We start from the raw sequence: 21,127 nt of genomic DNA, 5'->3' as shown, positions 1-21,127 counted from the left end.
AGGAAGACAACAATGAAGATCGCAGTCCTGCCGGGTGACGGCATCGGTCCCGAAATCGTGACGGAGGCCGTCAAGGTCCTGAACGCGCTCGACGAGAAGTTCGAACTGGAAGCCGCGCCCGTGGGCGGCGCCGGCTACGAGGCCGAAGGCCATCCGCTGCCGGAGAACACGCTGAAGCTGGCCAAGGAAGCCGACGCCATCCTGTTCGGCGCCGTCGGCGACTGGAAGTACGACAGCCTGGAGCGCGCGCTGCGCCCCGAGCAGGCCATCCTGGGCCTGCGCAAGCACCTGCAGCTGTTCGCCAACTTCCGTCCGGCGATCTGCTATCCGGAACTGACCGGCGCCTCGAGCCTGAAGCCCGAGCTGGTGGCCGGCCTGGACATCCTGATCGTGCGCGAGCTGAACGGCGACATCTACTTCGGCCAGCCGCGCGGCCTGCGCGAAGCGCCGGACGGTTTGTTCAAGGGCGAGCGCGAAGCCTTCGACACCATGCGCTACAGCGAGCCGGAAATCCGCCGCATCGCGCACGTGGCATTCCAGGCCGCGGCCAAGCGCGGCAAGAAGCTGTGCAGCGTCGACAAGGCCAACGTGCTCGAGACCTTCCAGTTCTGGAAGGACATCGTGATCGATGTCAGCAAGGAATATCCGGAAGTCGAGCTGTCGCACATGTATGTCGACAACGCGGCCATGCAGCTGGTCAAGGCGCCCAAGAGCTTCGACGTGATCGTCACCGGCAATATGTTCGGCGACATCCTGTCGGACGAGGCCGCCATGCTGACCGGCTCGATCGGCATGCTGCCGTCGGCGTCGCTGGATGCGAACAACAAGGGCCTGTATGAGCCGTCGCACGGCTCGGCGCCGGACATCGCCGGCAAGGGCGTGGCCAATCCGCTGGCCACCATCCTGTCGGCGGCGATGATGCTGCGCTACTCGCTGAACAAGGCCGAGCAGGCCGACCGCATCGAGAACGCGGTCAAGAAGGTGCTGGCCCAGGGCTACCGCACCGGCGACATCCTGACCCCGGGCTGCAAGCAGGTTGGCACCCGCGAGATGGGTGACGCGGTGCTGGCCGCACTGTAAGTCACACGCAAAAGGGCACCGCCGGCGCGGTGCCCTTTGTTTTATTTGTCCCTAATTTGCACGCTGCGGCGGCGCCGCAAAATCGTGTAGACTCTGCGAATGGCCCGATTTTCCCAGTCCACCCTGACTGCTGTTGTCGCCCTGACCGCCACCCGCGGCCCGGTCGGCACGATTTCGCTCGGCCAGACCGCAACGACGATTAAAACCATTATTAAAACCGCGATCGCCTAGATCCGTTCGTCGTGCCTGCCCGTCTTCCCCGCGCAGCCACGCCGGGCGAGGAAAATGGCGGGGAAGTAAAAATCACATCCGAGGTAAATCATGATTGTAGGTCTCGTCGGTTGGCGGGGTATGGTCGGCAGCGTCCTGATGCAGCGCATGCAGGAAGAGCGTGATTTCGACCACATCGAGCCCGTCTTCTTCAGCACGTCCAACGCCGGCGGCAAGGCGCCCGCCATGGCGAAGAACGAAACCACGCTCAAGGATGCCAACGACATCGAAGCGCTGAAGAAGTGCGACGTGGTGCTGACCGCCCAGGGCGGCGACTACACCAACGAGGTCTTCCCCAAGCTGCGCGCGGCGGGCTGGAAGGGCTACTGGATCGACGCGGCCTCGTCGCTGCGCATGAAGGACGATGCCATCATCGTGCTGGATCCGGTCAACCAGGGTGTGATCAAGGACGCGCTGTCCAAGGGCGTCAAGAATTTCATCGGCGGCAACTGCACGGTCAGCTGCATGCTGATCGGCCTGGGTGGCCTGTTCCAGGCCGACATGGTCGAATGGATGACCTCGATGACCTACCAGGCCGCTTCGGGCGGCGGCGCCCAGCACATGCGCGAGCTGCTGACGCAGTTCGGCACGCTGAATGCGTCGGTCAAGTCGCTGCTGGATAACCCGGCCTCGGCCATCCTGGAAATCGACCGCCAGATCCTGGCGACCCAGCACGGCCTGTCCGCCGAAGAAACCAAACAGTTCGGCGTGCCGCTGGCCGGCAACCTGATCCCCTGGATCGACAAGGACCTCGGCAACGGCCAGTCCAAGGAAGAATGGAAGGGCGGCGCCGAGACCAACAAGATCTTGGGCCGCGGCGAAGGCTTCCTGGGCGCGACCGGCGCCACGCCGATCGCAGTCGACGGCCTGTGCGTGCGCATCGGTGCGATGCGCTGCCACTCGCAGGCGCTGACCATCAAGCTGCGCCGCGACGTGCCGCTGGACGAGATCGAAGGCATGCTGGCCGCCCACAATCCGTGGGCCAAGGTGGTGCCGAACACGCGTGAAGCCAGCATGACCGACCTGACCCCGGCGGCCGTGACCGGCACGCTGACGATCCCGGTCGGCCGCCTGCGCAAGATGCAGATGGGCGGCGAGTACCTGTCGGCCTTCACGGTGGGCGACCAGCTGCTGTGGGGCGCGGCCGAGCCGCTGCGCCGCATGCTGCGTATCCTGATCGAGTCCTGATGGGAAGCTGCCTGGTTGCGTCCGTTGCGGCCAGGCAACAGAAACGACCGCTTTGCCGACAACGCCGCGCCCACGCGCGGCGTTGTTGTATCCGGGCGCCTATTTTCCCGGGCGATGCGTCACAATACGCCGGCATGCGCCCCGGTCCGCAGGGGTCGGCGCCTGCGCGCCGGCTGGTCAAGGGGTGCAACCAGAATGCCCCGCCAGCTTGCCGGACCTGTTTATGGGGTCGGTTTGTCGATGTATATCGCTACTAAAACATAACGGAGCATAAGGTGAGTGTGAGCCAACATCGCCGGAAAGATGCGCCTACTGCCCGTCAGCGCTGGTCAACGCTGGCCGTCACGGCACTGGGCCTGCTGCTTGCGCAGCCGGCCGCATATGCCGCGGGGTTCGGGCAATTGCGGGTTCAGTCGAATCTGGGGCAGCCGCTGCAGGCTGAGATCGATATCAGCGGGGTCACGCCTGAAGAGGCCGCCGCGCTGAACGTCAAACTGGCGTCGCCGGGGGCGTACGCCGCGGCCGGGCTGACCTACCAGCCCGCGGTCAGCACGCTGCGCCTGGAGATCGAGCGCCGCCCGAACGGCAGCTATGTCGCCAAGGTCCGTTCGACGCAGCCGATCAGCGAGCCGTTCGTCGATATCCTGGTCGACATGAGCTGGGCCAGCGGCAAGGTATCGCGCGCCTACACATTCCTGCTTGATCCCGCCGGGGCCAAGCCCTCCAACGAGACCTACTCGCCGTCGACGGTGATGCAGGCGGCAACGCCGGACGCTTCGCCCGCCACCGCGCAGCAGCCTGGGGCCGCCGCGGCGGCGCAAGCGGCGGCACCGGACGCCGCACAAGGAGCCGCGCCCGCCGCCGAATCCGCCCGCCCGGCAGCGCCGGTGCGCCCGGCACGGCAGGCCAGGCGCGCGCCGCCCGCGCCGCCCGCGGCCAGCGCCGACACGGCGCCGGGCGGTGGCTATACCGTCAAGCGCGGCGATACGCTGTACGGGATTGCCGGCGAAGCCGTGCAGGGCGCCGATTCGGTATCGCTGGACCAGATGCTGGTCGCGCTCTACCGCAACAATCCCAACGCCTTTATCGGCGGCAACATGAACCGGCTGCGCAGCGGCGCGGTGCTGCAGGTGCCGACCCAGCAACAGGCGCAGTCCGTCACGCCGAAGGAGGCGCGCCGCGAGGTGGTGGCGCGCACGCAGGGCTTCGATGCCTATCGCAGCCGCCTGGCGAGTGCTGCCGCGGCCAAGTCGGTCGAGCCCGACAGCGGCCGCCAGCAGTCCGGCAATGTCACGGCGCGCGTGCAGGAACAGGCGGCCCCGACCGATGGCCCGCGCGACGAGCTGAAACTAAGCAAGGCCGAGCGGGGCGCGCAGGCCGATGCCGCTGCCAAGGCCGAAGCCAACGTCGCGCGCGAGCGCCAGGCCAAGGAAGCCGAGGCGCGCCTGGCGCAGCTGGAAAAAAATATCGGCGACATGCAGAAGCTGCTCGAGCTGAAAAACGCCGAGATAGCCAAGCTGGGCCAGGCCAACCAGGCGGCGCTGGCCGACAAGGAAAAGGAAAAGGCGGCCGCGGTGGCCAAGCCCGAAGCAGCCGCGCCGAACGTGGTGGCTGCTCAGGCGCCGAAGGCCGATGCCGCGGAACCGGCGGCGACTGCCGCCGCCGCAATGCCCGATGCCGCCAGTGCTGCCGCAACAGCTGCGACCGCAGCGCCCGCGGCGGCTGCAGCCGGAGCTTCGGCGCCGCAGGCTGCTGCGGCGGCTGCCGCGCCGGCATCGGCACCGGCAGCCAAGCCGGCGCCGCCGGTGGTGGCGCAGCCCGCACCGGTGCAGGAGGCGTCGTTCCTCGACGGCCTGCTGGCCAATCCCATGCTGCTGCCCGGCGGCGGCCTGGTGGTGGCGCTGCTCGGCGTCTACGCGATCTATCGCCGGCGCCGGCAGCAGAAGGAAGGCGAGGCGACCGGCTTCGGCGACAGCATCCTGTCGCAGGAAAGCACCGTGATGGCCGGCACCAATTCGCTGTTCGGTGCCGCCGGCGGGCAGAGCGTGGACACCTCGCAGCACAGCGTGTTCGGCGCCGACTTCCGCATCGGCAACAACACGCCGGAAGCCAACGAGGTCGACCCGATCGCCGAGGCCGAGGTCTATATCGCCTACGGGCGCGATGTGCAGGCGGAGGAAATCCTGCGCGAAGCCCTGGAGAAAAACCCGGAGCAGCAGCCGGTGCGGCTCAAGCTCCTGGAGATTTACAGCAACAGACAGGATGTGGAAGGTTTCCGCGTGATAGCAGAAGAAATGTTCGCCCAGACCGGCGGGCACGGTGCGGAATGGCTGAAGGCAGCGGAAATGGGGCGCGCGCTCGAGCCGGGCAACGCGATGTTCCTGGCGGTGACGCCGGAGGCCACGGGTCCGGATACGGCCTCGCCGGCGACGGACCAGTGGCGCACACAGGACCCGTCGCAGGATCCGGCTTCGATCCCGCGCCTGGAGCCCTCGCTGGGCGACCTGGCGTTGCCGCTGGACGCCTTCCCGGCACCCGCGGCGGGCGACCCGATCGTGGCGCCGGCGTCGGCGGCGATGGTGTTCGGTGCGGATTCGGACCCGACCGAGCCGGCCATTCGCCTGGACGGCGGACTAGGCCTGGACTTCCCGGCTCGCGCCACCGACCCGCTGGCGGACGGTGCGGACGAGCACGCGCACGGCGTGCCGCGCCTGGATACGCCCACCCGTTCGCGGCCGCTGGAGTTCGACATGTCGGCACTGTCGCTGGACCTGGGCAGTGAGCCTTCGGCCACCAGCGGCTCGCCGGCCGGGGCGGACGAGGCCTTCGCGCCGCTGCCGGCACCGACCATGCTTGATGGCGGCAAGCTGCCGAAGCCGATCGACCTGTCCCGTATTCCCGACGAGACCAATCCCGACACCGCTCGCGGCGTTTCGCCCAGCACGCTGTCGATCGATGGTGTCGACGGCGGGCGCGACATGCAGATCAAGCTCGACCTGGCACGCGCCTATATCGACATCGGTGACAAGGAAGGCGCGCGCGAGCTCCTGCAGGAAGTGGTCGAGCAGTCGCAGGACCCGCTGCAGGCCGAAGCCCGTTCGCTGCTGCTGGAAGTGGCCTGAGCTATCATTGACGGTCCGCCGCGGCACGCGCTGCCGCGGCGTGAAGCGATGCGCCGGAAGCGTCCCTTCCGGCGCATTTGCTTTTCAGGCGCGCACGGCTTGCTCGCCGCCATGTATTTTCCCCTGACATGAACCGCATCGCCCTTGGCCTGCATTACGACGGCGCCGCCTTTTCCGGGTGGCAGTCGCAGCCGCACCGCAACACCGTGCAAGACCACCTCGAAGACGCCATCGAGCGCTTCGCCGGCGTGCGCCTGCTGACCACCGTTGCGGGGCGCACCGATACCGGCGTGCACGCGCTGGGGCAAGTGATCCACCTGGATACCGAGCTGGAACGCGAGCCTTTTTCCTGGGTGCGTGGCGTCAATGCCTTCCTGCCGCCGTCGATCGCGCTGCAGTGGGCGCTGCCGGTCGACGAAGGCTTCCATGCCCGCTTCCTGGCGTACGAGCGCATGTATTACTACGCGCTCTACACCGGTCCGCACCGGGTGCCGATGGTCCATGGCCGCGCCGGCTACCAGATGCTGCCGCCCGGACAGCGGCTCGACGTAGACGCCATGCGCGAAGCCGCGGCGAATGTGATCGGCGAGCACGACTTTTCCGCGTTCCGCGCCGCCGAATGCCAGGCCAAGTCGCCGGTCAAGACCATGTACGACGTCACCATCCGCGACGACGGCAACTGGGTGTTCCTGCGCTTCCGTGCCAGCGCCTTCCTGCACCATATGGTGCGCAACCTGATGGGCTGCCTGGTGGCGGTGGGCCGTCGCCGCTACCCGCCGCAGTGGCTGGCGCAGGTGCTGGCCGGGCGCGACCGCAAGCTGGCGGCGCCCACGTTCATGCCGGACGGCCTCTACCTGGTCGGAGTCAAGTATCCTGATGCTTACCCGATCCCCGCGGCCGACCCGTCCGCGAGCGTGTTCCATGGAGTGTTCGATGACGCAGCCTGAGGGCAGTGCGGTGCACCTGCCACAGCGTACCCGCATCAAGATCTGCGGCCTGACCCGCGAGGACGACGTGCGCGCCGCCGTCGATGCCGGCGTGGACGCGATCGGGCTGGTGTTCTACCCGAAGAGCCCGCGCTACGTCGAAGTGGCGCAAGCCGCGGCGCTGGCCGAGGCCGCCGGGCCGTTCGTCGCGGTGACGGGCCTGTTCGTCAACGCCGAACTGGAAGACATCGCGCACGTGGCGGAGCGTGTGCCGTTGACGCTGCTGCAGCTGCACGGCGACGAAACCCCGCAGTTCTGCACCCAGGCCGCCCAGCGCTGCCGGCTGCCGTTCCTGCGTGCCGCCCGTGTCCGTCCGGGGCTCGATTTGGTAGAATTTGCCGATCAATACCGTGATGCCGCTGCCCTGCTGCTCGATGCCTTCGTCGAAGGCTACGGCGGTGGCGGCCACGTCTTCGACTGGACCCTGATTCCTCCGGCATGGCTTCCGCCCAATCCTCCGGTTACGGCTACCGGCAACCCGAACGCAAGCGGCGCTCCTCGCATCGTTTTGAGTGGTGGGTTGAACGCGCAAAACGTCGCTGGCGCGATTGAGCGCGTGCGGCCCTACGCTGTGGATGTCAGCAGCGGGGTAGAGGCCGCCAAGGGCGTGAAGGACCACACCCGCATTGCCGAGTTCGTGCGCGCTGTCCGCGGCGCCAGGGCCGGATGAGCCGGATCGAAACCCGATTCCCTCCGCATACTGCGCCCCGCCCGCTTTTTCCATACCCAAAGCGGGCATCGCACACCCAGTCAACCAGGCGAGCCTTGCCGCGTGAGGCAAGGCCGCTGTTCCGAAGAGCCTAGACATGTACGACCTGCCCGATTCCCGTGGCCATTTCGGCCCCTATGGCGGCACCTTCGTTTCCGAGACGCTGGTCCACGCGCTGGACGAGTTGCGCGAAGCCTATGCGCACTACCAGAAGGACCCGGAGTTCGATGCCGAATTCCGTCGCGAGCTGAAGCACTTCGTCGGCCGCCCGTCGCCGATCTACCACGCGCAGCGCTGGAGCGAGACGCTCGGCGGCGCGCAGATCTACTTCAAGCGCGAAGACCTGAACCACACCGGCGCGCACAAGATCAACAACGTCATCGGCCAGGCGCTGCTGGCCAAGCGCATGGGCAAGCCGCGCGTGATCGCCGAGACCGGGGCAGGGCAGCACGGCGTGGCCACGGCCACCATCGCCGCCCGCTTTGGCATGGAATGCGTGGTCTACATGGGCGCCGAGGACGTCAAGCGCCAGGCCGCCAACGTCTACCGCATGAAGCTGCTGGGCGCGACCGTGGTGCCGGTGGAAAGCGGTTCGCGCACGCTCAAGGACGCGCTCAATGAAGCCATGCGCGACTGGGTCACCAACGTCGAGAACACCTTCTACATCATCGGCACCGTGGCTGGTCCGCACCCGTACCCGATGATGGTGCGCGACTTCCAGTGCGTGATCGGCGAAGAGGCCAAGGTGCAGATGCCAGAGCTGGCCGGGCGCCAGCCGGATGCCGTGATCGCCTGCGTCGGAGGCGGCTCCAATGCGATGGGCATCTTCTACCCGTACATCGAACACCAGGACGTGCAGCTGATCGGCGTGGAAGCCGCCGGCGACGGGCTGGACACCGGCCGCCACGCGGCTTCGCTGACCGGCGGCACGCCCGGCGTGCTGCACGGCAACCGCACCTACCTGCTGCAGGACGACAATGGCCAGATCATCGAGACGCATTCGGTGTCGGCCGGCCTGGACTACCCCGGCGTCGGCCCCGAGCACGCCTGGCTCAAGGACAGCGGCCGCGCGCAGTACGTGCCGATCACCGACGAGGAAGCGCTCAAGGCCTTCCATGATTGCTGCCGCATCGAGGGCATCATCCCGGCGCTGGAATCGAGCCACGCGATCGCCTATGCCTGCAAGCTGGCGCCGACGCTGCCCAAGGACAAGCTGCTGCTGGTGAACCTGTCCGGCCGTGGCGACAAGGACATGCATACCGTGGCCGAGCGCGCGGGGCTCAAGCTCTGATGCGCGCGCTGCCCCACCCCCAGGGCCTTGCCGTCGGCGGGCCCGACTGCTTGCCTGGCGCGTCCGACGCGCCGCCGCTGCACCTGTTCCAGGAAGACATGTTCGAGGGCATTGCCCGACTGCCGGACGGCTCGGTCGACCTGATCGTCGCCGATCCGCCGTACGGCCTGGGCAAGGACTACGGCAACGATTCCGACCTGCTGTCGGGCCAGGCCTACCTGGACTGGTCCGAGCGCTGGATGGACGCGGTCGTGCCCAAGCTCGCGCCCAAGGGCACGCTCTACCTCTTCTGCACCTGGCAGTATTCACCCGAGCTGTTCGTGATGCTCAAGCGGCGCCTGACGATGATCAACGAGATCATCTGGGACCGCCGCGTGCCCAGCATGGGCGGCACCACGCGCAAGTTCTCGTCGGTGCACGACAACATCGGCTTCTTTGCCAAGGCGCGCGACTACTACTTCGATCTCGACCCGGTCCGCATTCCGTACGACCCCGAGACCAAGAAGGCGCGCAGCCGTCCGCGCTTCGAGGGCAAGAAGTGGCTGGAGGTGGGCTACAACCCCAAGGACCTGTGGAGCATCTCGCGCATCCACCGGCAGGACCCCGAACGCGCCAACCATCCGACGCAGAAGCCGCTGGAGATCGTCGAGCGCATGGTGCTGTCGAGCTGCCCGCCGGGCGGCCTGGTGCTGGACCCGTTCGCGGGCAGCGGCACCACCGCGGTGGCGTGCCTGCGCCACGGCCGGCGCTTTGTCGGCTACGAGATCAACCCGGAGTACGTGCAGGTGGCGTGCGGGCGCGTGGCCGCGGCCGCGCAAGCCATGCCCGCGATCGAGCCTGACGCCACCCCAACCCTGGCCGCTGCCAACGACGACGCCTCGCCGGCGCCGCGGCCTCACCTGATTCCCTGATATGTCCCGTATCCAGAAGACGTTCGCGGCACTGGCCGCGCAGCAGAAGAAGGGCCTGATTCCGTTCATCACCGCCGGCGATCCCGAGCCCGGCCTGACCGTGGCGCTGATGCAGGCGCTGGTGGCGGGCGGCGCCGACGTGATCGAGCTGGGCGTGCCGTTCTCCGACCCGATGGCCGACGGCCCGGTGATCCAGCGCGCCTCCGAGCGCGCGCTGGCGCAGGGCGTGTCGCTGACGCAGGTGCTGCAGTGGGTGCGCGAATTCCGCCAGACCAATGCCGAGACGCCGGTGGTGCTGATGGGCTACGCCAACCCGATCGAGCGCATGGGCGAAGAGGCCTTTGCCAAGGCCGCGAGCGCGGCCGGCGTGGATGGCGTGCTGGTGGTCGACTATCCGCCCGAGGAGTGCGAGTCGTTCGCCGGGCTGATGCGCGACAAGGGCATGGACCCGATCTTCCTGCTGGCGCCGACCTCCACCGACGCGCGTATCGAGGCGGTGGCCAAGGTCGCCAGCGGCTATCTTTACTATGTCTCGCTCAAGGGCGTGACCGGTTCCGCATCGATCGACCTGGACAGCGTGGCTTCGCGCCTGCCGCTGATCAAGCAGCACGCCAACCTGCCGGTGGGCGTCGGCTTCGGCATCCGCGACGCGCAGACCGCGCGCGCGATCGGCAGCGTGTCCGACGCGGTGGTGATCGGCAGCCGTCTGGTGCAGTTGCTGGAAGACACGCCGCGCGAGCAGGCGGTGGCGGCGCTGCAGGCGTTTATCGCGGAGATCCGCCAGGCGCTGGACGCGAAGTGACCTAATCGCGGCCCGGCGGGCTCCACGAAGTGGCGTGACGTGCCCAATACGCGCGCCGCGCTTCGAGGTCACCGGCCTGCCGTGGTAAATTCGCGGGTTGATTCCCTGCCACCTGCCGAAGTTCGCCCTGACACAGGGTTTGCCGGCGGCGCGCAGCTATCCGAAAGGAGCTTTCATGAGCTGGTTGGATAAACTCCTGCCCCCCAAGATTCAACAGACCGACCCCCGTACCCGCAAGGGCATCCCGGAGGGATTGTGGGTCAAGTGCCCGTCGTGCGAGTCCACCCTGTACCGGACCGACGTCGAGGCCAACCTGCACGTCTGCCCCAAGTGCGACCACCACATGCGCATCAACGCGCGTGCGCGCCTGGACGCGTTGCTCGACGCCGAAGGCCGCTATGAGATCGGCCAGGAGATCGTGCCGGTCGACGCGCTCAAGTTCAAGGATTCGAAGAAATATCCGGACCGCATCAAGGCGGCCATGGACGAGACCGGCGAGACCGACGCCATGGTGGTGATGGGCGGTGCCATCCACACCATCCCGGTGGTGGCGAGCTGCTTCGAGTTCGAATTCATGGGCGGCTCGATGGGCTCGGTGGTGGGCGAGCGCTTCGTGCGCGGCGCGCAGGCCGCGCTCGAGCAGAAGGTGCCGTTCATCTGCTTTACCGCCACGGGCGGCGCGCGCATGCAGGAAAGCCTGCTGTCGCTGCTGCAGATGGCCAAGACCACGGCCATGCTGAACCAGCTGAGCGCAAGCAAGCTGCCCTTCATCAGCGTGCTGACCGACCCGACCATGGGCGGCGTGTCGGCCTCGTTCGCCTTCCTGGGCGACGTGGTGATCGCCGAGCCCAAGGCGCTGATCGGCTTTGCCGGCCCGCGCGTGATCGAGCAGACCGTGCGCGAAAAGCTGCCGGAAGGCTTCCAGCGCTCGGAATTCCTGCTGCAGAAGGGCGCCATCGACATGATCGTCGACCGCCGCAAGATGCGCGCGGAACTGGCGCAGCTGCTGGCGCTGCTGCAGAAGCAGCCGGCCGACGCGGTGGCGTGACACCGCAAATGTCGCTGTACATGATGTAGTAATCAAGGCGCGGGTGGTTGACGCGCCTTTCGCCTTTTCTGGACGCCCGCGGCGCCGGCCCTTGACTTTGCGCCCGCCTGCCCGAATCTGGTAGCAAACGCTTTCCTTCGCTTTCCTCGCCCACCTGAAATGCCCGTCTTCCATACGCTCCCCGAATGGCTCACCCATCTCGAAACCGCCCACCCCGTGGGCATCGACATGGGCCTGACGCGCATCACGCGCGTAAAGGAAGCCCTCGGGCTGCGCATCGACGCCACGGTCTTCACCGTGGGTGGCACCAACGGCAAGGGCTCGACCTGTGCCATGCTGGAGCGCATCCTGCTGGAGGCGGGCTACAAGGTGGGCTGCCATACCTCGCCGCACCTGATCTCGTTCAACGAGCGCGCGCGCCTCAATGGCGAGATGGCGACCGACGCGCAGCTGCTGCCGCACTTCGAGGCGGTCGAGCGTGCGCGCAACAGCTTTGCCGACCCGGTCAGCCTGACGTACTTCGAGTTCACCACGCTGGCGATCATCCATTTCTTCGCGGCTTCCGGGCTGGACGCGATCATCCTCGAAGTCGGGCTGGGCGGACGCCTGGATGCGACCAATGTGATCGATACCGACTGCGCCATCGTCACCAGCGTCGATATCGACCATACCCAGTACCTGGGCAACACGCGCGAGGAAATCGGCTTCGAGAAGGCCGGCATCTTCCGCCCGGGCGTGCCGGCGGTCTGCGGCGACCCGGTGCCGCCCAAGTCGCTGGTGGCGCATGCCGACGCAATCGGCGCCGAACTGTGGCTGGTGGGACGCGATTTCCACTTCCACGCGGCCAAGGGCCAGGAACGCCAGCAATGGGACTGGAGCGGCGGCGGGCGCAAGCTCAATGGCCTGGGCTACCCAGCGCTGCGCGGCGCCAACCAGCTGCTGAACGCCGCCGCCGTGCTGGCCGCGCTGCAGGCCATGCGCCCGCAATTGCCGGTGAGCGCGCAGGAAGTGCGCAACGGGCTGGCGTTCGTCGAGCTGCCGGGACGCTTCCAGGTGCTGCCGGGACGGCCCGCGGTGATCCTCGACGTGGCGCATAACCCGCATGCGGCCGCCACGCTGGGGCAGAACCTGGAGAACATGGGCTTCTTCCGCTACACCTATGCGGTGTTCGGCGCGATGCAGGACAAGGATATCGCCGGCGTTCTGCAGCACGTGGCCGACAAGGTCGACCACTGGTGCCTGTGCGACCTGCCGACCGAACGCGCCGCCAGCGCCGCCGACGTGCTGGCGACGCTGGAGGGGGGCGGATTCCGCGCCGGCCCCGACGCCACCGCCGCCTGCTTTTCCAGTCCGGAGGCGGCGTTCCGCGACGCCATGGAGAGAGCGACCGAGAATGATAGAATTCTGGTCTTCGGATCGTTCTATACCGTCGCCGGCGTGATGGCCTACCGGGCCACGCAAGCCAACTGACCTGGCACTGAGCGGCAAACGCAACGACCGGCCCCTGCCTGAGGGGGCTGTCGCACCGAACCAATCTATGGGCCTGCTTTCGCTGTTTTCTTCCCGCAAGGGCAACGACCCGGCACCAGAGCGTGCGCGCCGCCAGCGCAACGATCCGGGTGCAGGCATCGCCTCGTCGCGCCGTCTCGCCGACGAATATGCCGACGACACGCTCGATCCTGAATTCCCGCAGAAGCAGCGCGCACGGCGCCGCCTGATCGGCGCCGTGGTGCTGGTGGTGGCCGCGGTGATCGTGCTGCCAATCGTGTTCGAGACCAAGCCGCGCCCGGTGGCCGACGATGTCGCAGTCAAGGTGAGCGGCGGGCAGGGCAGCAAGCCCCGTGTCGAGCCGCGCAAGGCCGACCCGCTGCCGCCGGCGCCGGCGGCCCGCAACGACGCGGCGGCGCTCGATGCCGGCGAGGAAATCGTCAATACGGCGGACAAGCCTGCCGACAAGCCCGTCCAGCGCGCCGAGGCCAAGGCCGACGCCAAGCCCGAAGCCAAGCCTGAGGCCAAGCCCCAGGGCAGCGGCAAGTATTTGATCCTGATCGGCGCGTTCTCTTCGGAAGAGAAGGCGAAGACCTGGCTGGCCAAGCTCAAGGCGAGCAAGGTGCCGGCCTATGTGGAAAAGAAAGTGCTGGCCGATGGCGAGCGCATCCTGCTGCGCGCCGGTCCCTTCAGCGACCGCGACGCCGCCGATGCCGCCGACAAGCGCGTGCGCGCGGCGGGCCTGACCTCGAAGGTAATCGAACAGTAAGGGCTAGCGCTGCCTGGCGCATGGGCGCGGCAGCGAGCAACGATGCAGCCGACTTTCTTCGACTACGCCGTGGTCTTTATCCTGCTGGCCTCGGCCGCGCTGGGCGTGCTGCGCGGCCTGGTGCGCGAGGTGCTGTCGCTGATCGGCTGGGTGGTGGCATTCTGGGTCGCGTTCCGCTACGGCGCGGTGGCCGCGGGCTGGATGCCCGAGTCGCTGCCCGGCGGAGAGCTGGCCCGTCACGCGCTGGGTTTCGTGGTGCTGCTGATCGGCACCGTGCTCGGGGCGTCGCTGGCCGGCATGGTGGTCGGGCAACTGCTGGAGAGCACGGGCCTCAAGCCGGCGGACCGCGGGCTCGGGCTGGTGTTCGGATTGCTGCGCGGCGTGCTGCTGGTGATGGTGATGGTGACGCTCGCCAGCCTGACGAAATTGCCGGAGGAACCGTTCTGGCGCGATGCGGTGAGCCGCCCCTATGTGATGCAGGCCATGGAATCGGTAAAGCCATGGTTGCCGCCGGAGCTGGCGAAGTACGTCAAGACATGACATGAAGCCGGGCATGGTGCCCGGCCAGTAGTACGCAGGCCTTGCGGTCCGGAAGGATAGCCGGACCAGGCTGCGCCCCCTGATTCAAAGCCTTTCCTGGGAGCTTGGCATGTGCGGTATCGTCGGTGTGGTTTCAGCCACGCCTGTCAACCAATTGATTTACGACAGCCTGCTGTTGTTGCAACACCGCGGACAGGATGCTGCCGGCATCGCCACCGCCAACGGCAGTACTTTTCACATGTACAAGGCCAACGGCCTGGTGCGCGACGTCTTCCGTACCCGCAACATGCGCGGCCTGCCGGGCACCGCGGGCATCGGCCAGGTGCGCTACCCGACCGCCGGCTCGGCCTCGAGCGAGGAAGAGGCGCAGCCGTTCTACGTCAATGCACCGTACGGCATCATCCTGGCGCATAACGGCAACCTGACCAACTGGCAGCAGCTGCGCGAGGAAATGTTCCGCCGCGACCGCCGCCACATCAACACGCACTCCGACACCGAAGTGCTGCTGAACGTGCTGGCCGACGAGCTGCAGCGCGCCAGCAACGGCATGGCGCTGGACCCGGAAACCATCTTCAAGGCCGTTGCGGGCATGCACCGCCGCGTGCGCGGCTCGTACGCCATCACGGCGCAGATCGCCGGCTACGGCATGCTGGCGGTGCGCGATCCGTTCGGCATCCGGCCGCTGTGCCTGGGCAGCGTCGAGACCCCGTCGGGCAAGGAGTGGATGGTTGTGTCCGAATCGGTGGCGCTGGAAGGCATCGGCTACAAGTTCGAGCGCGACGTGGCAGCGGGCGAGGCCATCTTTATCGACCTGGACGGCAAGCTCTACAGCAAGCAGTGTGCCGACAATCCGGTGCTGACGTCCTGCATTTTCGAGTACGTCTACCTGGCCCGCCCGGATTCGTGCATCGACGGCGTTCCCGTCTACGACGCGCGCCTGCGCATGGGCGATTACCTGGCCGAAAAGATCCGCGAGGAAGTGTCGGCCGGCGACATCGACGTGGTGATGCCCATTCCCGATTCGAGCCGCCCGGCCGCGATGCAGGTGGCCAACCGCCTGGGCGTGAACTATCGCGAAGGCTTCTTCAAGAACCGCTACGTCGGCCGTACGTTCATCATGCCCGGCCAGGCGGTGCGCAAGAAGTCGGTGCGCCAGAAGCTCAACGCCATGGGCGTCGAGTTCAAGGGCAAGAACGTGCTGATCGTCGACGACTCGATCGTGCGCGGCACCACCTCGTTCGAGATCGTGCAGATGGCGCGCGACGCCGGCGCCAACAAGGTGATCTTTGCCTCGGCAGCGCCGCCGGTGAAGTTCCCGAACGTGTACGGCATCGACATGCCGACCCGCAGCGAACTGGTGGCGCATGGCCGCACGCACGAAGAGATCGCAAAGATCATCGGCGCGGACAAGCTCGTGTACCAGGACGTGGAAGCGATGAAGCAGGCGGTGCGCGACATCAACCCGGCGCTGAAGGACTTCGATGCGTCGTGCTTCGATGGCCGTTACGTCACCGGCGATATCGACGAGGCCTACCTGGACCGCCTGGAAACCGCGCGCAGCCAGGCGGACCGCGACGGCACCGCGGCCGACACCGAGCGCTCGGCGCTGCACCTGCAGCGCTCCGGCAACAACGAGTAAGCCGCAAGCCCGCCACGCGGGCATGTCCCTTCGTTGACGGATGCGACGCCCGGCCGTAACATGGCCGGGCGTCGATTTGATAGTCAGCTTGCGGACGCGGGTCCAGCCCGAAACAGCTAAAGAGATGGTGGCCGGCAAGATTCGCCAATGCGTGCAGCGCTGCGCAACGCTTCCACCAATCGCCACAGCCCGCTGAAGGCCGCCGCAGAACAGCAAGCCCGTCGATCCGACCATCCGATCGTACGGGCTTTTTTCATGGCCGGCCGCCTCGCCGCGGCGGGCCGCAACCATTGCATTCGCGCGGGTACGACCGCGCCACCAGCATGAACGAACCGCTCAATCCTGAATCGCTCGGCATCGATACCCTTGGCGTGCGCGCCGGCACGCTGCGCAGCGAGTTCATGGAGCATTCCGAGGCCATGTACCTGACCTCGAGCTTCTGCTTCAACAGCGCCGCCGAGGCCGCCGAACGCTTTGCCAACTCGGAAGAGGGCTTCACCTATTCACGCTTCACCAACCCGACCGTGTCGATGTTCCAGTCGCGGCTGGCCGCGCTGGAAGGCGCGCAGGCCTGCATGGCCACGGCATCGGGCATGAGCGCGATCCTGTCGGTGGTGCTGTCGTCGATGCAGGCGGGCGATCACCTGGTCAGCTCGCGCGCGATCTTCGGCTCGACCATGACGTTGTTCAACAATATCTTCGGCAAGTTCGGCGTGGAGACGACCTTCGTCGATCCGACCGACCTTGAAGCGTGGCGTGCGGCAGTGCGGCCGAACACGAAGCTGTTCTTCCTGGAGACGCCGTCGAATCCGCTGACCGAAGTGGCTGACATCGCGGCCGTGGCGGACATCGCCCACAACGCCAATGCGCTGCTGGTGGTCGACAACTGCTTCTGCTCGCCCGCGCTGCAGCAGCCGATGAAGTTCGGCGCCGACATCGTGGTGCACTCCGCCACCAAGCATATCGACGGCCAGGGCCGCGTGCTGGGCGGCGCAGTGCTGGGCTCGCACGATTACATCATGGGCAAGGTATTCCCGTTCGTGCGCACCGCCGGCCCGACGCTGTCGGCGTTCAACGCGTGGGTGCTGCTCAAGGGCATGGAGACGCTGGCGATCCGCATGGAGCGCCATTCGTCCAGCGCGCTGGCGCTGGCGCAGTTCCTGGAGTCGCATCCGGCCGTGGCGCGCGTGTTCCACCCGGCGCTGGCGTCGCACCCGCAGCACGAGATTGCGATGCGGCAGCAGAGCGGCGGCGGCGCGATCGTTTCGTTCGAACTGAAGGGCGCCACGCCCGAGCAGCAGCGCGCCAACGCGTGGCGCGTGATCGACAACACGCGTCTGTGCTCGATCACCGGCAACCTGGGCGATACCCGCACCACCATCACGCATCCGTACACCACCACGCACGCGCGCGTGAGCCCGGAGGCCAAGGCCGCCGCGGGCGTGGGAGAAGGGCTGATCCGGCTGGCGGTGGGGCTGGAGTCGGTCGAGGACCTGAAGGCCGACCTGCTGCGCGGCCTGGGCGAATAAGCAAGCCGCTGCGCTTACTGCGCCGGCTCCGGCTCCGGCGCCGGCGCTGGATCGTCGCTGCCGGCCACCGCTTTCACGCCAGCAGCGGTGATGTCGTAGGTGGTGCCTACCGCGGTCGAGGCCACGCTGACCGCGGCGGAGCCGACGGTTGCCACGGTCGAAACCGCGGCACTCCCCACGGCCATCACCATGCAGCCGTTCAGCGAAATGGTGGCCAACGCGGCTGCCAACGCCACGGCAACGCGCTGCAAGGTGGCGGATTCTCCGCTATCGTTGCGCACGGTATGCTGCAACGGGAAATTTCGGTATGGCATGGACACTGCTGGCCCTGGCAGGGCTGTTCGAGGTGGTGTGGGCAATCGGGCTCAAATACACCGACGGGTTCACGCGCCTGGTGCCGAGCGTCATCACGCTGGCCGGCATGGCCATCAGTGTGATCCTGCTGGCACTGGCGCTGCGTCACATTCCGGTGGGAACCGGCTACGCGGTGTGGACCGGCATCGGTGCGGTTGGCACCGCGATCCTCGGCATCATACTCTTCAATGAGCCCGCGACCGTGGCGCGCATAGGCTGCATCGCGCTGATCGTGTGCGGCATTGCCGGGCTCAAGCTGGTGGGCAGCGCCTGATTTCAGCGCAACCCAGCGCAACTCAGCGCAGCATGCGCCGGCGCAGCAGCACCAGCGAAACCACCAGCGCTGCCGCCGCATAGGCTGCGAGGACGGCAAGGTGCAGGCCGGCGCCTTCCACAGGCCGGCCCAGCATCAGCGGCCGGATCAGCTCGACCGCGTGCGCCAGCGGCAGCAGCCTGGTGGCCGCCTGCACGCCTTCCGGCAATTGCTCCACCGGAAAGAACACGCCCGACAGCAGCAGCATCGGCGTCATCACCAGCGTCTGGTAGAACATGAAGAAGTCGTAGCTGGGCGCCAGCGCGGTGACGATCATCGCCAGCGCGGCGAAAGCAATGCCGGCCAGCACGATCACCGGCAGCGCCAGCAGCGCGCCCGGCATTTGCGCATAGCCCAGCGCGGCCGCCACCAGCATGATCGCCAGGCCCGACAGCACCGCCTTGCTGGCCGCCCAGAAGATCTCGCCCAGCACCACGTCGCCCAGCGTCAGCGGTGCGTGCATGATCGCTTCCCAGGTGCGCTGGACGTGCATGCGCGAGAAGGCCGAGTACATCGACTCGAAGCTGGCCGACATCATCACGCTCGATGCGGTGGTGCCGGCGGCGAGGAAGGCGATGTAAGACACGCCGTTGACCTGGCCCACCATCAGCCCCAGCCCGAGGCCGAGGCCGAACAGGTAGATCATCGGGTCGGCCAGGTTGCCGATCATCGACGGAATGGCCAGCTTCTTCCACACCAGGTAGTTGCGGTACCAGACCATCATCCAGTTGCGCATGTTGCGTGGCAGCAGCGGCTGGGGAAAAATCTGGCGCGCGGCCGGGCCAGCGCTCCGGGTGGCGATGGCGGGCCTTTCGGACGTATCGGTGCGGGGATCCTGTTCGCTCATGTCAGTCCCTGGTTCAATCCCGCATCTCGCGGCCGGTCAGCTTGAGGAACACGTCCTCCAGGTTGGCCGGGCGGTGCAGGTAGCGCACGCCGTTCCTGCCGTGCAGCGCCGCCAGCAGCGGGGCGGGCTCGCGCACGTAGCAGAACAGTGTCTCGCCACTCATTTCGGTGCGCTGCGCCAGCGGAGTCAGCGTGCCGCGCAGCGTGTCCAGTTCATCGCCGTAGACCTCGACCACATCGCAGCCGATCTGGCTGTCGATCAGTTCGTGCGGCTTGCCTTCGGCGATCTTGCGCCCGCCGTCGATCACGCACAGGTAGTTGCACAGCCGTTCGGCTTCTTCCATGAAATGCGTGGTCAGCAGGATGGTCTTGCCGCTCGCCATCAGCGACTTCAGGCGCTCCCAGATCAGGTGGCGCGCCTGCGGGTCCAGCCCGGTGGTGGGCTCGTCCATCACCAGCAGGTCGGGATCGTTGATCAGCGCGCGTGCCACCGTCAGGCGCCGGCGCATGCCGCCGGAGAGATCGCGCACCTGCGCCTCGGCCCGGTTCTCCAGCCGTGCGAATTCGAGCAGCATCGGCACGCGCCGCTCGATCTCGGCCGACGACAGCCCGAAGTAGCGCCCGAAGATGCGCAGGTTCTCGATCACCGAGAAATCCGGATCGAGGTTGTCGAACTGCGGCACCACGCCCACGCGCATGCGCGCCTGCGGCGCCCGCTCGGGGATGGGCTCACCGCACAGCGTCAGCGAGCCGGCCATGGGCGTGGTCAGGCCCAGCAGCAGGCGCAGCGTGGTGGTCTTGCCGGCGCCGTTGGGGCCGAGCAGCCCAAAGCACTGGCCGCGAAACACCTGGAGGTCGAGGTCGTCGACGACGACCGTCTCGCCGTATTGCTTGCGCACCTTGCGCAACTCGAGGATGGCAGTCAAGGTAGGGTCCGGTGGGCGCCCTAAGCGGGCGCAATATCCGCCATTATGCCGGGCATCCGCGCAACGCTCAGGTTGCGCAGTGCAGCAAAAGCCGCCGTTTTGGCGAATGCCCGGAATGCGTTGCGCGCGGGCATAAAAAAACCGCCAGCGAACTGGCGGTTTTTTTGAAGCTTGCCCGAATCAGTACATCTTCTTCGGCAGCATTTGCATGCGCAGGCGCTTGCGCAGGCGTGCTTCGGCGGCCTTCTTCTTGCGCTTGCGCTCGGTCGTCGGCTTCTCGTAAGCGGTGCGGCTCTTGAGTTCAACGATCAGGCCAGTCTGCAGAATGGCACGACGGAAACGCCGCATCGCAACTTCAACGGGCTCACCGGGTTTCAAAACGATCTTGGTCAATTCAGTCCTTTAGGGGATTGCCGCGGTAGCGGCTGGTTCACACGGGGGGAAACTGCTGTCGCCGGAGCGACTGGTATTGCACGCTGGGCATACGCCCGGTGCGCCCCCGCGAACCTGAAAGATGTGGACGTTTCAGTCCGTGCAACCAGTGTCAGGGGTGATAGCGCCAGGTCCGAATATAACTGGAGCCTGACAGTACCGGTTTCCATGAATGCTATACGCCCGTAACTATGGCATGTATACGACGCGCCTGTCAAGAATGGCGTGCGATGGGCGCCGCAGGAAGGACCGCTAAGCCGCGAATTATCCGCTTTTCCTCGCGCGTCGGCCACCCCGATGAAGCCAGCAAATGCATGGACCAACGTTCCCTCCCGGTAAACCCGCAAGGCGCCCGAAATAGTTTGACGACGAAATTCATATATATAAAATAAGATTCATGAATATGAATTAATCGTCAAACGGCGAGTTCCAGACAGGAGAGCAGCGTGTCGAAATCCCCGGTTTATTTCATCTCGACCGATGAGGTCGAGGGCTACCACCCCGCCAACCACGTCGGGACGCTGAACCGCCGGCTGATCGGCCCCGAGACCGTGGGTTCGCGCCACCTGGAAGTGATCCACGGCACCATCGAGAAGGGCAAGGGCGCGCTGCCCCACGCGCACCCTGGCATCGAGCAAGTGTGCTACGTGCTGGAAGGCCGCGCCATTGCCGAGGTGGGCGGCCAGCGCAAGGAACTCGGACCTGGCGATTGCTGCTTCTTCCCGCCGGACGAGATGCATGTGTTCACGGTGGTCAGTGAAGAGCCAGCCAGGATCCTGGTGATCTATTCCCCACCATACGAGGAATCGCCTGAGCGCGTGATACGGCCCGCCTGAGACGCGGCCGGCCACGGCAAGGGTTCATATAACGACAGGAGACAGACC

Annotated in this window: 22 protein-coding genes; 18 read left to right on the top strand and 4 right to left on the bottom strand. The window is 66.8% G+C overall.

What is annotated here, in order from left to right:
- Positions 1 to 12: 12 nt before the first annotated feature.
- The 16 genes from leuB (at position 13) to VSR71_RS01435 (ending at position 17,372) form a co-directional block, all read left to right on the top strand.
- A complete protein-coding gene (gene leuB, locus VSR71_RS01510) occupies positions 13 to 1,080 on the top strand; it encodes a 3-isopropylmalate dehydrogenase (RefSeq protein WP_342912185.1) in 1,068 nt (355 codons plus the stop codon).
- A gap of 99 nt (positions 1,081 to 1,179) precedes the next feature.
- The gene (locus VSR71_RS01505; protein WP_012353360.1) at positions 1,180 to 1,311 is read left to right on the top strand and encodes a hypothetical protein; all 132 of its coding nucleotides are present in this window, start codon (positions 1,180 to 1,182) and stop codon (positions 1,309 to 1,311) included.
- A gap of 90 nt (positions 1,312 to 1,401) precedes the next feature.
- Complete coding sequence (gene asd / locus VSR71_RS01500; protein WP_342912184.1) at positions 1,402 to 2,538, top strand: aspartate-semialdehyde dehydrogenase; 1,137 nt, start codon at positions 1,402 to 1,404, stop codon at positions 2,536 to 2,538.
- 275 nt (positions 2,539 to 2,813) lie between these two features.
- On the top strand, positions 2,814 to 5,660 hold the full coding sequence (locus VSR71_RS01495) for a FimV/HubP family polar landmark protein (RefSeq protein ID WP_342912183.1): 2,847 nt from the start codon (positions 2,814 to 2,816) through the stop codon (positions 5,658 to 5,660).
- A gap of 128 nt (positions 5,661 to 5,788) precedes the next feature.
- Positions 5,789 to 6,607 (top strand): tRNA pseudouridine(38-40) synthase TruA, encoded by an 819-nt coding sequence (gene truA / locus VSR71_RS01490; protein WP_342912182.1) that lies wholly within the window; start codon positions 5,789 to 5,791, stop codon positions 6,605 to 6,607.
- Positions 6,594 to 7,316 carry a phosphoribosylanthranilate isomerase gene (locus tag VSR71_RS01485; protein WP_342912181.1) on the top strand — a complete coding sequence of 241 codons (723 nt, stop codon included), beginning with the start codon at positions 6,594 to 6,596 and terminating at the stop codon, positions 7,314 to 7,316. Before truA ends, VSR71_RS01485 begins: the two co-directional genes overlap by 14 nt.
- Positions 7,317 to 7,452: 136 nt before the next feature.
- Positions 7,453 to 8,646: a tryptophan synthase subunit beta gene (gene trpB, locus VSR71_RS01480; protein WP_116346157.1), complete on the top strand. Its 1,194-nt coding sequence runs from the start codon at positions 7,453 to 7,455 to the stop codon at positions 8,644 to 8,646.
- Positions 8,646 to 9,557, top strand: a complete 912-nt coding sequence (locus VSR71_RS01475; protein WP_428979331.1) for a DNA-methyltransferase — start codon at positions 8,646 to 8,648, stop codon at positions 9,555 to 9,557. The genes trpB and VSR71_RS01475 overlap by 1 nt, the downstream gene beginning before the upstream one ends.
- 1 nt (position 9,558) lies before the next feature.
- Positions 9,559 to 10,359: a tryptophan synthase subunit alpha gene (gene trpA, locus VSR71_RS01470; protein WP_342912180.1), complete on the top strand. Its 801-nt coding sequence runs from the start codon at positions 9,559 to 9,561 to the stop codon at positions 10,357 to 10,359.
- 175 nt (positions 10,360 to 10,534) lie between these two features.
- The gene (accD, locus tag VSR71_RS01465) at positions 10,535 to 11,407 is read left to right on the top strand and encodes an acetyl-CoA carboxylase, carboxyltransferase subunit beta (protein WP_342912179.1); all 873 of its coding nucleotides are present in this window, start codon (positions 10,535 to 10,537) and stop codon (positions 11,405 to 11,407) included.
- Between the two features lie 159 nt (positions 11,408 to 11,566).
- The gene (gene folC, locus VSR71_RS01460; protein WP_342912178.1) at positions 11,567 to 12,877 is read left to right on the top strand and encodes a bifunctional tetrahydrofolate synthase/dihydrofolate synthase; all 1,311 of its coding nucleotides are present in this window, start codon (positions 11,567 to 11,569) and stop codon (positions 12,875 to 12,877) included.
- 67 nt (positions 12,878 to 12,944) lie between these two features.
- Positions 12,945 to 13,664 carry an SPOR domain-containing protein gene (locus VSR71_RS01455; protein ID WP_342912177.1) on the top strand — a complete coding sequence of 240 codons (720 nt, stop codon included), beginning with the start codon at positions 12,945 to 12,947 and terminating at the stop codon, positions 13,662 to 13,664.
- Between the two features lie 42 nt (positions 13,665 to 13,706).
- A complete protein-coding gene (locus VSR71_RS01450; RefSeq protein ID WP_209763429.1) occupies positions 13,707 to 14,204 on the top strand; it encodes a CvpA family protein in 498 nt (165 codons plus the stop codon).
- Between the two features lie 109 nt (positions 14,205 to 14,313).
- Entirely contained in the window at positions 14,314 to 15,843 is a 1,530-nt protein-coding gene (gene purF, locus VSR71_RS01445; RefSeq protein WP_342912176.1) for an amidophosphoribosyltransferase, read from the top strand.
- Positions 15,844 to 15,990: 147 nt separating this feature from the next.
- The gene (locus VSR71_RS01440; RefSeq protein ID WP_342912175.1) at positions 15,991 to 16,170 is read left to right on the top strand and encodes a hypothetical protein; all 180 of its coding nucleotides are present in this window, start codon (positions 15,991 to 15,993) and stop codon (positions 16,168 to 16,170) included.
- Positions 16,167 to 17,372, top strand: coding sequence for an O-succinylhomoserine sulfhydrylase (locus VSR71_RS01435; protein ID WP_342912174.1), 1,206 nt, complete (start codon positions 16,167 to 16,169; stop codon positions 17,370 to 17,372). The genes VSR71_RS01440 and VSR71_RS01435 overlap by 4 nt, the downstream gene beginning before the upstream one ends.
- A 14-nt stretch (positions 17,373 to 17,386) precedes the next feature.
- Here the strand turns inward: VSR71_RS01435 and VSR71_RS01430 are convergent, their stop codons facing one another.
- Positions 17,387 to 17,686 carry a hypothetical protein gene (locus VSR71_RS01430; protein WP_342912173.1) on the bottom strand — a complete coding sequence of 100 codons (300 nt, stop codon included), beginning with the start codon at positions 17,684 to 17,686 and terminating at the stop codon, positions 17,387 to 17,389.
- Between VSR71_RS01430 and sugE the strand changes: the two genes are divergently transcribed.
- Positions 17,680 to 18,000 (top strand): quaternary ammonium compound efflux SMR transporter SugE, encoded by a 321-nt coding sequence (gene sugE, locus VSR71_RS01425; protein WP_342912172.1) that lies wholly within the window; start codon positions 17,680 to 17,682, stop codon positions 17,998 to 18,000. The two genes, VSR71_RS01430 and sugE, sit on opposite strands and share 7 nt — an antisense overlap.
- A 22-nt stretch (positions 18,001 to 18,022) precedes the next feature.
- On the opposite strand, the gene VSR71_RS01420 is transcribed toward sugE, so the two are convergent.
- The 3 genes from VSR71_RS01420 to rpsU form a co-directional block, all read right to left on the bottom strand.
- The gene (locus tag VSR71_RS01420; protein WP_342912171.1) at positions 18,023 to 18,886 is read right to left on the bottom strand and encodes an ABC transporter permease; all 864 of its coding nucleotides are present in this window, start codon (positions 18,884 to 18,886) and stop codon (positions 18,023 to 18,025) included.
- Between the two features lie 13 nt (positions 18,887 to 18,899).
- Positions 18,900 to 19,811 carry a nodulation factor ABC transporter ATP-binding protein NodI gene (gene nodI / locus VSR71_RS01415; RefSeq protein ID WP_342912170.1) on the bottom strand — a complete coding sequence of 304 codons (912 nt, stop codon included), beginning with the start codon at positions 19,809 to 19,811 and terminating at the stop codon, positions 18,900 to 18,902.
- 180 nt (positions 19,812 to 19,991) lie between these two features.
- Positions 19,992 to 20,204, bottom strand: coding sequence for a 30S ribosomal protein S21 (gene rpsU, locus VSR71_RS01410; protein ID WP_010814647.1), 213 nt, complete (start codon positions 20,202 to 20,204; stop codon positions 19,992 to 19,994).
- 485 nt (positions 20,205 to 20,689) lie between these two features.
- Here rpsU and VSR71_RS01405 point away from each other — a divergent pair, with 485 nt between their 5' ends.
- Positions 20,690 to 21,079, top strand: coding sequence for a cupin domain-containing protein (locus VSR71_RS01405; RefSeq protein ID WP_342912169.1), 390 nt, complete (start codon positions 20,690 to 20,692; stop codon positions 21,077 to 21,079).
- Positions 21,080 to 21,127 lie beyond the last annotated feature (48 nt).

This window comes from Cupriavidus oxalaticus (genome assembly GCF_038900635.1).
GTDB lineage: Bacteria > Pseudomonadota > Gammaproteobacteria > Burkholderiales > Burkholderiaceae > Cupriavidus > Cupriavidus oxalaticus_B.
Note: the sequence above shows the minus strand (reverse complement) of the source record. Positions and strands in the feature narration are given on the sequence as shown.